This is a genomic window from Chryseobacterium sp. MDT2-18, from assembly GCF_030815285.1.
Lineage (GTDB): Bacteria > Bacteroidota > Bacteroidia > Flavobacteriales > Weeksellaceae > Kaistella > Kaistella salivictor.
In genome coordinates, this window is the sequence record NZ_JAUSWQ010000004.1 from 233,449 (window position 1) to 246,557 (window position 13,109).

At 37.6% G+C, this 13,109-nt stretch carries 12 protein-coding genes; 5 read left to right on the plus strand and 7 right to left on the minus strand.

Going from position 1 to position 13,109, the window contains the following annotated elements:
• Nucleotides 1–27 precede the first annotated feature (27 nt).
• Nucleotides 28–819: a DUF2797 domain-containing protein gene (locus tag QF004_RS06385; RefSeq protein WP_307424084.1), complete on the minus strand. Its 792-nt coding sequence runs from the start codon at nucleotides 817–819 to the stop codon at nucleotides 28–30.
• A 75-nt stretch (nucleotides 820–894) separates the two neighbouring features.
• Complete coding sequence (locus tag QF004_RS06390) at nucleotides 895–1,173, minus strand: hypothetical protein (protein ID WP_133439309.1); 279 nt, start codon at nucleotides 1,171–1,173, stop codon at nucleotides 895–897.
• A 201-nt stretch (nucleotides 1,174–1,374) separates the two neighbouring features.
• Between QF004_RS06390 and QF004_RS06395 the strand changes: the two genes are divergently transcribed.
• The 5 genes from QF004_RS06395 (at nucleotide 1,375) to msrA (ending at nucleotide 7,944) form a co-directional block, all read left to right on the plus strand.
• Nucleotides 1,375–2,403, plus strand: a complete 1,029-nt coding sequence (locus QF004_RS06395) for a GDP-mannose 4,6-dehydratase (protein WP_307424087.1) — start codon at nucleotides 1,375–1,377, stop codon at nucleotides 2,401–2,403.
• Between the two features lie 94 nt (nucleotides 2,404–2,497).
• Complete coding sequence (locus QF004_RS06400) at nucleotides 2,498–2,719, plus strand: DUF2795 domain-containing protein (protein ID WP_133439307.1); 222 nt, start codon at nucleotides 2,498–2,500, stop codon at nucleotides 2,717–2,719.
• Nucleotides 2,720–2,835: 116 nt separating this feature from the next.
• Nucleotides 2,836–5,907, plus strand: a complete 3,072-nt coding sequence (gene secA / locus QF004_RS06405) for a preprotein translocase subunit SecA (RefSeq protein ID WP_133441065.1) — start codon at nucleotides 2,836–2,838, stop codon at nucleotides 5,905–5,907.
• Between the two features lie 336 nt (nucleotides 5,908–6,243).
• Nucleotides 6,244–7,212: an ROK family protein gene (locus tag QF004_RS06410; protein ID WP_307424092.1), complete on the plus strand. Its 969-nt coding sequence runs from the start codon at nucleotides 6,244–6,246 to the stop codon at nucleotides 7,210–7,212.
• A gap of 81 nt (nucleotides 7,213–7,293) precedes the next feature.
• Nucleotides 7,294–7,944: a peptide-methionine (S)-S-oxide reductase MsrA gene (msrA, locus tag QF004_RS06415; RefSeq protein WP_133439305.1), complete on the plus strand. Its 651-nt coding sequence runs from the start codon at nucleotides 7,294–7,296 to the stop codon at nucleotides 7,942–7,944.
• A 15-nt stretch (nucleotides 7,945–7,959) separates the two neighbouring features.
• Here msrA and QF004_RS06420 read toward each other — a convergent pair whose 3' ends face one another.
• The 5 genes from QF004_RS06420 to QF004_RS06440 form a co-directional block, all read right to left on the minus strand.
• Entirely contained in the window at nucleotides 7,960–8,532 is a 573-nt protein-coding gene (locus QF004_RS06420; protein ID WP_307424095.1) for a DUF3267 domain-containing protein, read from the minus strand.
• 114 nt (nucleotides 8,533–8,646) lie between these two features.
• Nucleotides 8,647–10,785 carry a S46 family peptidase gene (locus QF004_RS06425; protein ID WP_307424098.1) on the minus strand — a complete coding sequence of 713 codons (2,139 nt, stop codon included), beginning with the start codon at nucleotides 10,783–10,785 and terminating at the stop codon, nucleotides 8,647–8,649.
• A 162-nt stretch (nucleotides 10,786–10,947) separates the two neighbouring features.
• Nucleotides 10,948–11,397: a GNAT family N-acetyltransferase gene (locus QF004_RS06430; RefSeq protein WP_307424101.1), complete on the minus strand. Its 450-nt coding sequence runs from the start codon at nucleotides 11,395–11,397 to the stop codon at nucleotides 10,948–10,950.
• A gap of 25 nt (nucleotides 11,398–11,422) precedes the next feature.
• Nucleotides 11,423–12,040 carry a ribosome biogenesis GTP-binding protein YihA/YsxC gene (gene yihA, locus QF004_RS06435; RefSeq protein WP_133439301.1) on the minus strand — a complete coding sequence of 206 codons (618 nt, stop codon included), beginning with the start codon at nucleotides 12,038–12,040 and terminating at the stop codon, nucleotides 11,423–11,425.
• A gap of 57 nt (nucleotides 12,041–12,097) precedes the next feature.
• The gene (locus QF004_RS06440; protein WP_133439300.1) at nucleotides 12,098–12,862 is read right to left on the minus strand and encodes an alpha/beta fold hydrolase; all 765 of its coding nucleotides are present in this window, start codon (nucleotides 12,860–12,862) and stop codon (nucleotides 12,098–12,100) included.
• Between the last annotated feature and the right edge of the window lie 247 nt (nucleotides 12,863–13,109).

Below are 13,109 nucleotides of genomic sequence, written 5' to 3' on the forward strand. Positions count from 1 at the left end.
TTAAAATCACTAATTACCTGCCAGAATTTAGATTTCCATCTCAATCACATACCCTTCATGACCTCGAACATTCATGAACTTCCCACCTTCGAAAGCAAGATATTGCCCTTTAATTCCTTTTAGAACCCCTTCAAATTCCGGATTTTTATCTAATGTAAAAGACATAATTTTTTCTGGTGCTTCATACGGAAAATCGAGTTTTACAATTTCTTCATCACCGGAATAGAAATTTTTGAAATCCTCCGGGAAATGGTTTTTTATTTTCTCGCGGAAGTCGGCTAAATCCAAATCATCTTCATAATCATCTTCGAGCATTTTGCGCCAGTTGGTTTTATCGGCAAGATGTTCTTTCATCGCCACTTCAATCATGCCGGCTTCATAGCGGTTTTCTGTTTTTGCGATGGGAAGCGCGAAAGTTGCGCCCTGATCGATCCATCTTGTGGGAATTTGAGATTCCCGCGTAACGCCAACTTTCACATCGCCGGTATAAGCAAGATAAACGATATGCGGTTTTAATTGAATCGACTGCTCCACTTCTAAATCCCGTTCGCCAATTCCCAAATGCGCCGTAGAGAGTTCCGGGCGTATAATCGATTCGCTGGCAAAAGGACTTTCGAAAAAACATTTTTTACAGAAACCCATGCGGTAGATTTTCTCATCACTGTCGCAACTTACACATTCGTAACCAATATGTTTCAATTTAATATTCCTGCCGATCAACTGATTCATATTGATTAAATCATTCGACAGGTTAAGAAAGTACTGAATTGGACGGCCATTTTGAGTGGCCATTTTAAGAATCTGTCCGGAGAATTTCATGAGTAAATATTTAGAGCCAAATATAGAAAAAACATCCTGGATTAGGATGTCTTTTAAGTTTATAAAAGAGAAAAACTACTTTTCGTGTTGTTCGTCTTTTTTCAGTTTTTCGGCATCTTCTTTTTCATCTTTTACCGCATTTTGCTCCTCATCCTTAACGCCAACTGCCGTTTTCACGGTGGCAGAATCATAACTCAAATCAGTAGAATCATTATGCAACAATGAATCTGAAGTAGGCATTACCACTTCAGGATTTTCAGTCGCTGTACTTTCGGTTTCTTTCTTTTTGCATGAGACAACAAGCAGAAATGCCGCCATCATCGCTAATGGATACTTAACAATCATTGGTTTCATAAACTTTAATTTTTATTACACAATATTACGTAAAACACCACTAAAATACTATGCGTTAAATCATACAAAATGAACCACTTAATCCGTTTTTATCAGCAGCAATGAAGTGCAGTTTGACTGTTAAAAAAAATACGGAAATCCCTACGTTTCAGGATTGAAATTTTTTATTAAATCCCTATCTTAGCGTTTTAAAAACACATCATGAATTACATCGTAACAGGCGGATCGGGATTTATAGGTTCTCATTTGGTCGAGCACTTATTAAAAAATGGACATTCTGTCATTAATATTGACAACTTTGATGATTTTTATGATTACAAAATTAAAATCAAGAATACGCTGGAATCCGTTGGCGAAATGCTGGAGTTTACCTTCCATGAAAAAGAACTCGACATTCAGAAATTAATTTTTGAAACTTCATCAAAAAATTATCAACTTTATTATCAGGACATTAGAGATAAAGAAGGTTTAGAGAAAATTTTTCAAAAGCATAAAATTGATATGGTGATTCATCTTGCAGCTCTAGCAGGAGTTCGGCCTTCGATTGAGCGGCCGCTTGAGTATGAGGAAGTGAACATCAAAGGAACCATGAATCTTTGGGAATTGTGCAAAGATTTTAAAATTAAAAAATTCATCAACGCTTCAAGTTCGAGTGTTTACGGGAATAATGAAAAAACGCCTTTTTCAGAAGAAGATGCCGTAGAGAAACCTATTTCGCCTTATGCTGCCACGAAGAAATGTGTGGAGATTTTAGGACACGTTTATCATCATCTTTATGGAATTGACATCATCCATTTGCGGTTTTTTACCGTTTACGGCCCCCGGCAAAGACCTGATCTTGCGATTCATAAATTCACCAGACTCATATCCGGAGACCAAGAAATCCCTTTTTATGGAGATGGTTCTACCGCAAGGGATTATACTTTCATTGAAGACATCATTGAAGGAATTCAGAAATCAATCGTGTATATTGAAACCCACGATCACGTGCACGAAATCATTAATTTGGGTGAAAGTGAAGTGATTTCCCTGGACGAAATGGTAACTGCAATTGAAAATGAATTAGAAAAGAAATCGCTGAAAAAAAATCTGCCAATGCAACCCGGCGATGTGATAAAAACCAGTGCGGATATTGAAAAAGCCAAAACTTTAATCGGTTATCAGCCAAGAACTCACTTCCAAAATGGCATAAAAAAGTTTGTGGAATGGTTTTTGAGAAATGGTTCTTGAAAAAAAATAAATATTAATCAAAGTTTGTTGAAAATCAGAGACAAAAATATTTTTATGTCAATGATTTTTATACTTTTGCAAAAAATTATATTATATGTATTGGACATTAGAATTAGCTTCTTATTTAAGCGACGCACCTTGGCCTATGACAAAGGCGGAACTTATTGATTATGCAATTAGAACAGGTGCACCAATGGAAGTGGTAGAAAATCTTCAGGCCATCGAAGATGAAGGGGAAATCTATGACTCGATTGAAGAGGTATGGAGCGATTATCCTACTGATGATGATTATCTTTGGAATGAAGATGAATATTAAAAAACACAGTCGATCGTCGTTTTCGGCAATCGACTTTTATATTTTAGAAAAATTCTAAAAACTAAAATTTTTAAAATGGCCGCGTGTTCCCACGCATTGAGCCGAAAGCAAATACTATGGGATTTATAGACAATGTTCTTAAAGGTTTTCTTGGTGACAAAAATGTGACCGACCTCAAGGAAGTAAAAAAAGTTTTAAATAAAATAAAAGCAGCAGAACCAAAAATTCAGGAATTAACCGATGATGGTTTACGAGCGAAAACTGCCGAATTTAAAGAAAAATTAAAAACTGCAACTGCTGGTTTTACCACGCAGATTGAGGAAACCAAAGAACAGATCAAGAATTCTACTAACGTTGATGAGAAAGAATCGCTTTTTTCCAAAATCGAAACTTTAAAGAAAGATTCTTATCAAGTCGAAGAAAAAATTCTTAACGAAATTCTTCCTGAAGCTTTTGCTCTTATCAAAGAAACTGCCCGCAGATTGGCCCAGAACGGAGAAATCCGCGTTACGGCAACCGATCTGGACCGGGAATTTGCAGCAACGAAAGATTTCGTTGACTTAGACGGCGACACCGCAGTCTGGAAAAACCATTGGGATGCCGCAGGAACTCCTATCGTTTGGGATATGGTTCACTACGATGTACAGTTCATCGGTGGAGTGGTACTGCACAGCGGTAAAATTGCGGAGATGGCCACCGGTGAAGGTAAAACCCTGGTGGGAACATTACCGATTTACCTGAATGCACTTCCCGGAAGAGGTGTTCACGTCGTTACCGTAAATGATTATTTGGCCAAACGTGACTCCCTTTGGATGGGTCCACTTTATCAGTTCCATGGAATGACCATCGACTGTATTGACAATCACCAGCCGAACTCAGACGCCAGAAGAAAAGCCTACCAATCAAGCATTACTTACGGAACCAATAACGAATTCGGTTTTGATTATCTGAGAGACAACATGGTAACTTCCCCTTCTGAACTGGTTCAGGGAGAATTAAACTTTGCCATTGTCGATGAGGTAGATTCAGTATTAGTAGATGATGCGAGAACACCATTAATTATTTCCGGTCCGGTTCCACAGGGAGACCGACAGGAATTTGATACTTTGAAACCGTCTGTTGACCGGATTGTTGAAATTCAGAAAAAAACGGTAAGCGCCATTTTCCATGAAGCGAAAAAGCTGATCGCTAACGGAAATACCAAAGAAGGAGGATTCAAACTTCTTCAGGCATACAGAGGTTTACCTAAAAACCGACAGTTGATTAAATATCTTTCGGAAAGCGGGCATAAAGCGCTTCTTCAAAAAGTTGAAGGTCAATATATGCAGGACAATAACAAGGATATGCCGATTGTCGATAAAGATTTATACTTCGTCATCGACGAAAAAAACAATCAGATTGATCTTACCGATAAAGGCGTAGAATATATGTCTGCCGGAAATGAAGATAAAGATTTCTTCGTCTTAAATGATATCGGAACCGAGATTGCTGAAATCGAAGCAAAAAATTTAAGCAAAGAAGAAGAATTTGAGGCCAAAGAAAAAGTATTCAGTGAATTTGCGGTAAAATCAGAAAGAGTTCACACCTTAAGCCAGTTGCTGAAAGCGTACACCTTATTTGAAAAAGATGATGAATATGTGGTTATCGACGGTGAGGTGAAAATCGTAGATGAGCAAACCGGCCGTATTATGGAAGGAAGACGATATTCTGACGGACTTCACCAGGCGATTGAAGCGAAAGAAAATGTGAAAATTGAAGCTGCGACACAAACCTTCGCAACCATTACGCTACAGAATTATTTCCGTATGTACAATAAACTCGCAGGGATGACGGGTACAGCAGAAACTGAAGCAGGCGAACTTTGGGAAATTTACAAACTGGATGTAGTGGTAATCCCTACCAACAGACCCATTCAAAGAGATGACAGACAGGATTTGGTTTATAAAACAAACCGCGAAAAATACAACGCCGTAATTGAAGAAGTTGAAAAATTAACTGCCGCCGGAAGACCGGTTTTGGTGGGAACAACGTCCGTTGAAATTTCTCAGTTATTATCAAAAGCATTACAGTTGAGAAAAATTCAGCATAATGTTTTGAATGCAAAACTTCACGCCAGAGAAGCAGAAATCGTTGCAATGGCAGGTGGTCCTGGTGTCGTAACTATCGCAACCAACATGGCAGGTAGAGGAACGGATATTAAATTGCAGGGCGAAGTCAAGAAAAATGGCGGTCTGGCAATTATCGGTACCGAAAGACATGACTCCAGACGTGTTGACAGACAGCTAAGAGGTCGTGCCGGAAGACAGGGAGATCCGGGAAGTTCTCAGTTCTATGTTTCACTGGAAGATAATCTGATGCGTCTTTTCGGTTCAGAAAGAATCGCAAAAATGATGGACAGAATGGGTCATAAAGAAGGGGAAGTAATTCAGCACGGAATGATTTCTAAATCCATCGAAAGAGCACAGAAAAAAGTAGAAGAAAATAACTTCGGTATCCGAAAAAAACTTCTGGAATATGACGATGTAATGAACAAACAGCGTGACGTCATCTACAAAAGAAGAAAGAACGCCTTATTCGGTGATCACCTGAAATATGACATTTCAAACATGATCTATGACGTGTCACAATCGATCGTTACCCAAGGAAAACTGGAAGGAGATTATAAAGAATTCGAATACGAAATCATTAAATATTTCACCATGGAAACTCCGGTTACCGAAAGTGAATTCAAAACGAAACAGGTTCCGGAATTGACCAATATTCTTTTCAAAGCGGCAACCGAAGATTACCAAATGAAGTTGAATCTGTTGAAAGAAAAATCATTCCCAATTATCGAGAATGTGTTCCAAAACCAGGGTTCAATGTTCAAAATGATTCAGGTTCCTTTCACCGATGGAATTAAAACAATGACCATTGTTACCGATTTGAAAGAAGCACATGATACCCATTGTGATTCTTTGATCAATGATTTCGAGAAGAATATTTCTCTAGCAATTATCGATGAAAACTGGAAATTACACTTGCGTGAAATGGATGATTTAAGACGTTCCTCACAAGGTGCGGTTTACGAACAGAAAGATCCTTTGGTGATTTACAAACAGGAATCTTTTTATCTTTTCACCGAAATGGTCGAAAGAGTCAACAAAGAAATCGTATCATTCTTGTACAAAGGAGAAATCCCAGCTTAGGAAAATAATACTATTCAATAAAAAATCCCAAAGTAAGTTTTGCTTTGGGATTTTCTTTTTTAAAGCAAAGTTCAACCTGAAAAAAATCCCATAAACCCATCAATCAAAAAGATGAGTTTATAGAATATTTTTTTTGAAAAGTTTACATCAAAAATTCATGACAAATATCAAGTGAAACAAACACTCAATCAATAACTCCATATCCATCAACAATATAAGCATGTAGTCAGGTCTGCCATTCATTTAAATTCATTTCCAGGCGGTGCATCATTAGCGTTCTTTTTTAGCAACAGTTCTAATATTTTTTGTAATTTTAATGATTAAATAATTTCATTAATGGCATTAATAGATCTATCCAAGCAAGTCGCACTCGGCGTTGATATTGGCGGAACCAATACAAAATACGGACTCGTCAATCACCGGGGCGAAATTTTAGAAAAAGGAAGCCTTAAAACGGAGGAATATCCCAATGTAGAGGATTTTATAAATGCCTTATATGATAAAGTTTCCCCTTTAATAATGAAGCATTGCGGACAAAGACAATTCGATGGAATCGGAGTGGGCGCGCCCAATGCCAATTATTACACCGGAACCATCGAACAGGCTCCAAATCTGCACTGGAAAGGAATTGTCCCTTTTGCAAAGATGATGACCGATAAATTTGACGTTCCCTGTAAAATGACCAATGATGCCAATGCTGCCGCCTTAGGTGAAATGATGTTTGGTGCGGCCCGGGGAATGAAAGATTTTATCATGATGACCTTGGGAACGGGTGTGGGAAGCGGAATTATTTCGAACGGGAAATTAATTTACGGACACGACGGTTTCGCCGGAGAACTGGGCCATACCATTGTAAAACCAGGTGGCAGAAAACACTGGAGCACTGGTTCCGAAGGTTCCCTGGAAGCGTATGCTTCTGCAACCGGAATCACCATTACCGCTAAAAAAATGCGCGCAGAATTCCCTAATTCGATGCTCAACGATTATCCGGAAGAAGAAGTGAATTCTAAAGTTGTTTTTGAATGCGCCACAAAAGGAGATCCGGTAGCCATTGAAGTTTTCCGTTATACCGGGCAGAAACTAGGCGAAGCGCTGGCTAATTTCGTGATGTTTTCTTCACCTGAAGCGATTTTACTTTTTGGCGGCGTCATCAAAGCTGGTGATTTTATTATGAAACCTACAAAACTGCACATGGAAAGGAATCTGTTCCCCATTTTCAGAAATAAAGTAAAATTGGTTTTCAGTGAGTTGGATGAAGCCGATGCTGCCATTTTGGGCGCAAGTGCATTGGTTTGGGAGAAGTGACTTGCATGGTTTTCGTGAAAAACAAAACTAATAATTGTTTTTTATCGTATATGATTAAAAATATAATTTAGTTTAATTACAATGAAAAAATTATTAATTCTTATTATCAGTATTTTTTTAATTTCCTGCAATGGTCAGGAAAATAAAAAGTTGGTTACAAATAACAAAAAAATGGACAAACAAAATTTAGAATACCTCACTTTTGGTGGTGGTTGCTTTTGGTGCGTTGAAAGTTGTTTCAATTTACTAAAAGGCGTAGATAAAGTAATTTCCGGTTACTCCGGCGGTCACAAAGAAAACCCGACCTATGAAGAAGTTTGTACCGGAGAAACCGGCCATGCAGAAGTAGTGCAGATTGCTTATGATCCAAAAATAATCTCTTATGAACAGTTAATGGACGTTTTCTTTTTCCTGCACGATCCCACTACTTTGAACAGACAGGGAAATGATATAGGAACCCAGTACCGCTCCGTGATTTTCTATAAAGACGACGCCGAGAAAGCTAAAGCCGAACAAGCCCTGAAAAAATCTGAAGCTTCCGGAAAATACAGCGGAAAATACGTAACAGAGATCACGAAACTTGAAAAATTCTGGCCTGCGGAACAATACCATCAGGGCTATTATGAAGCGAATCCTACGCAACCTTATTGCAGCGCGGTCGTAGGACCGAAGATTGCCAAATTCAAAAAACATTATGGCGATCTGGGAATGCTGAGACCCGAAGTTGACTAATACAAAAAGCGAAGATTAATTCTTCGCTTTGTTTTTTCTGAAAATATAGTAACCCGCTTCCGAAGGATGATCCTGAACATAATCATCGGGACTTTCTTTTCTGATAAGAAAGTAAATCATAAGATCTCCTGCTGCTGCCGACGAAAAAAATATTCCTAAAATTAAGATAAAACCATTTCCGATTGCTAAACCAATGATGGAGGGAATGATTCCTAAAATCAACAATGGAGCAAGCAATGCAATGATGTAGTGTTTTATTTTCAAAGGTTCTTTGCAGTGACAATACGGAGTCAGCGACTTCCACAGAATCCCGAACTTAATCGATTTAATTCCTTTGGAAGCATATAGTGCGAAAAATAGCCCGTGGATTAATTCGTGCACTACAATACCAAGAAGCAGAACGATTAAAGGAGTTAAAGCCTTAATTATTAAATAGTCTGTGTTTATTTTTGGCAGTTGGAAACCCCAGATGAAATAAAAAGGAATGGCAAATACCACCATAAAAAAAAGAAGATATTTTAATGCTTCTAAGTTTGCTTTTGCTAAATCTATTGTTTTTTTCTCTTTTACAAAATGATCAAAATCCATCGTTATTTTTTAAATTTTTTATCGTAAGAAACGCTGTTCTCAATATTCATCCTATTTCAAAACATAAAAAAGACCGCTGAAAAGTCCAGCGGTCTTTAAAAATTCTAAGTAGAATTATTTTACCAAAGTCATTTCACTGATTAAGTGACCTGCATTACCGTATTTTTCAATAGTCCAAAGAACCATTCTCACATCTACGTTAATTGTTTTCTGCAATTTTGGGTCGAAAATAATATCTCCACTTAATGCTTCGCTGTTTCCGTCGAATGCTAAACCAAGAAGATTTCCTTCACCATCAAGTACAGGTGATCCAGAGTTTCCTCCAGTAATATCATTATCTGTTAAGAAATTAACAGGCATGAATCCTTTTTTATCTTTATACCGACCGAAGTCTTTTTTCTTCACTAAGTCAAGGAATCTTTGGGGTAATTCAAATTCCTCATCTCCTTTTTTATGCTTTGCAACCATCCCGTTAATTTCGGTATAGTAATTATTTTTCTGTTTGATACCTGCGTAATTTCTGTCTGCTCTTTCCGGAAGAGTGGTAACCTTACCGGTAGTTAATCTCATGGTAGAGTTCGCATCCGGATAGAAAGCGGTTTCTGGCTGGGATTTTCTAAGACCATCTAAAAACAGTCTGCTGTTTTTTGCAAAAGCATCATCAACTTTAGCAAATTTCTCTCCGTTTAATTTTTGGTCTGTGATGAATCCCTTGGCTAATTTCAATAAAGGATCCGCGTCGATTTTTAAACGGTCTGGATTATTTACAAAATTCAGGGCTGATTCTTTTGTTGCAAAAATTGAAGAGAATGCCATGTTGGAAAGATTTTTAGCATCAGCTGCAAATAAGGTAGCAGAGCCCACTCCTTTGTTCACTCTCTGTTGGTAAAGACTTACCATAGCGCCCAACATATCGCCTTCCAGCTGCACATTAAATTTATCATAAGCTCTGTCAATCGCATCCGTTACTTTGGTTTTCATGGCTGCTTTTCCGGCTGCGTCCTGATCGGCATACGTATTCATAAGTGAGCCTAACTGGTAAGCAATTCTGATATATTTTGCATTTCTCTGCAATTGTGAAGAATAGTTTCCTTCGACATTACGGTCAGAAAGCTGTGCATAGTTTGATTTAATATCCTGTAAAATCCCACCGTACAATTCGATGTTTTCCGGCATCAATGCCCAAGTCTGGAATTTTTGTTCTAAAGCCTGTTTCTCTGCAACCGTTCCGTTTTTGATGACCGCATCGATTGTTCCCTGTCTGTTTTTCCAGTAATTGGCTACGGACGCATATTGAGAAGCATAATCAATTTTGGTTGCCTGATCTTTGTCCATATATTTTTTCATGACATCCATGGCAACTTTAGACGCTTCTACCCAAGCCGGATAATCTTTGGTGACCATTTGCTCGATACCGTAGGAAGTCAAAAACCGGTTGGTTCTCCCAGGATATCCTAAAATCATCGCAAAATCTCCAGGCTTATAGCCTTTCATTGAAATAGGAAGCGCATGTTTTGGTTTCATTGGAACGTTGCTCGGGGAATATTCTGCCGGATTACCGTTGGCGTCAGCATATACTCTGAATACTGAAAAATCTACAGTATGTCTTGGCCACTCCCAGTTATCGGTATCGCCACCGAATTTTCCCAACGCATTTGGAGGAGTTCCTACCAAACGAACATCTTTGAAGTCCTGATAAACAAAATAATAGAATTCATTTCCGTTATAGAAATCTCTTACCACAACAGTGTATTTCCCGTTTTCTGAGTTTTCTGCCTGGATCAATTTATATTCTGAATCGATGATATTTTTTCTTTCTTCAGCAGACATACTGTTATTAAGTTTGGCATTGATTCTTTTAGAAACATCATCCATTCTTACCATAAATCTTACCGAAAGCCCTTTTGAAGGAAGTTCTTCACTTTTTTTCATCGCCCAGAAACCATTGGTTAAATGGTCTTTTTCCGGAGTAGAAAGCGCCGCAATATTTCCGTAACCACAGTGGTGATTGGTAAACAGCAAACCTTCTTTAGAAACCATTTCGGCAGTACAGCCGCCACCGAACTGAACGATAGCATCTTTCAGACTGGAATTGTTTACCGAGTAGATTTCGTCGGGTGTTAACTTTAAACCGTCTTTTTTAAGATCGACTCCATTCAGTCTTTTGATCATGCTCAAAAGCCACATCCCCTCATCTGCTTTTAACTGCAGGAAACTCAACATAAACGTGAGTAATAAAAAAATTCTTTTCATTTAATAATTTATTTAAGGTGCTAATTTAAGAAATTCATTTTACTTGACAGATAACAAAAAAATGCGTGATAAAATCTTCAATCTTTCAATATTAAATAAAAGATTGCGCTTGTTTGCATATTGAAATTTTATTGGAAAACGGATAATAAATACTACCTTTCTTTAAGCTCTCAGCATTTCAGAATGGGGAATATCATCTTCTAAATAGCTTTTACCTGTGTGAACAAAGCCAAATTCCCGATAAAAATCGAGAAGATAATCCTGGGCAGATATCCGCACCGAACTTTTTCTAAATCTCGCTTCAACAGTATTCGTTGCATACCTCATCAGCGTTTTCCCCAGATTCATTTTGCGGTATTTATAACTTGTTAAAACCCTGCCTATGGAACTTTCGGGATATTTTATTCCTGGCGGAAAAATCCTGCAGTAGGCCGCAACTTCCCCTTTATGTTCTACCCAAAGATGAATGGCCTGCGGATCATAACCGTCAACTTCAGGATAAGGACAATTTTGTTCTACCACAAATACATCGATTCTGGCCTTTAAAATCCGATGTAATTCCTCCGTTGAAAGTTGATCAAAAGTCTTAATGTTCCAAATGAAATCTTCCATTTTTAGATAATCAATAAATTAAACGCTAGAATTTAACGTGATTATGCATAAGGAACTCATTTGTTTTTGTAATAAAGTCCAGTATTCCTTCACCACCCGTTTTTTTCTCGGCAGAGGTCACATAAACTTCCGGCAGATCTTCCCATGTTTTCAAAAGTTCTGCTTTATAATGCTCTACGTTTTTATCGATTACGGTAGGTTTCAACTTATCTGCTTTGGTGAAAACAATTGAAAAAGGGATTGAGTTTTCGCCACACCATTCAATAAATTCAATGTCGATAGCCTGTGGCGTGTGTCGGGAATCAATTAAAATAAAAAGATTAACTAAATTTTTCCGATTCAGGATATAATTGGTAATCAGTTTTTCAAAATCGCGCCGCATGCTTTTGGAAACCCGTGCGTAACCATAACCCGGGAGATCGGTAAGAAACCAGCTTTCATTGATAACAAAATGATTAATAAGCTGCGTTTTCCCCGGCGTGCCCGAAGTTTTTGCCAGATATTTATGATTCATCAGCGCATTGATCAGCGATGATTTGCCCACATTTGATCTTCCAATAAATGCATATTCCGGCATGGTCGGCTCTGGACAATCCTGCCATTTATCACTACTTTTTACAAATTCTGCTGTTTTGATAACCATAATTAGTTCTTTTAAAATGTAACTAAATAAAAAATGGAAGAATAAACTTCCATTCAACTACTTTTTTTGTTTCTGTAACCATGAATATAACAGATCATTAAATTCTTTTGGTCTTTCCATCATTGCGGCGTGACCACACTGATCAATCCAATATAAATCTGAATTGGGCAATGCATTATGCATATCTATTGCCACATCCGGCGGGGTTACATTATCTTGTTTTCCCCAAATCAAACACACCGGTATTTTTATTTTCGGCAAATCGTTTAACATATTATGTTTAATGGCGCTTCTTGCCAACATCACCGTTTTAATTCCTTTCATTCTGTCGTTCACAACAGAGAAAACTTCTTCTACCAAATCATTTGTGGCAACTTTTGGATCAAAAAAAACTTCTTCAGTTTTCTTTCTGATATAATCTTTGTCGCTTTTTCTGGGGAAACTGTCTCCGAAAGATTTTTCGTATAAACCGGAACTGCCGGTAAGAACAAGATTCTCAACCAGATCAGGTCTTGCCAAAGCAAGGATTAATCCGACGTGGCCACCCATTGAGTTTCCTACTATTGTTGCTGCTCTTCCCACTTTTTCTTCAATGAATTTCGCCACATATTTCGCGATGGTTGTAAGATTGGTATTAAGAACCGGTAAATCATATATTGGAAGTACAGGAACAAAAACGGTATACCCTCTCTCTGAAAAGTAATTAACAGTATCATCGAAATTACTTAATCCACCCATTAAACCATGTAATAAAATTACAGGGTCACCATCTCCAGCTTCTATAAAAGCGAACTTCTTGTCCTTTTTAGTTTTAAATATCATAAATATTACGCTATAAGCGTTTGCAAAAATACAAATTAAACGCCAAAACCAACTTATTTAGCATTATTTATATATTAAATTTAAGATTTTTTCACCGAACCACCAAGTTCTGCGAAAAAAAATCAAAACAAGTTATTAACTTCTTTTTAATCAATACGTTAATCATAAAGTCAAAACTTATTAACATTAAGTCAAAAAGTGGGAAAAAGTGGGAGCCTTTGGAAATTTTTATATAAATTTGTCCCAA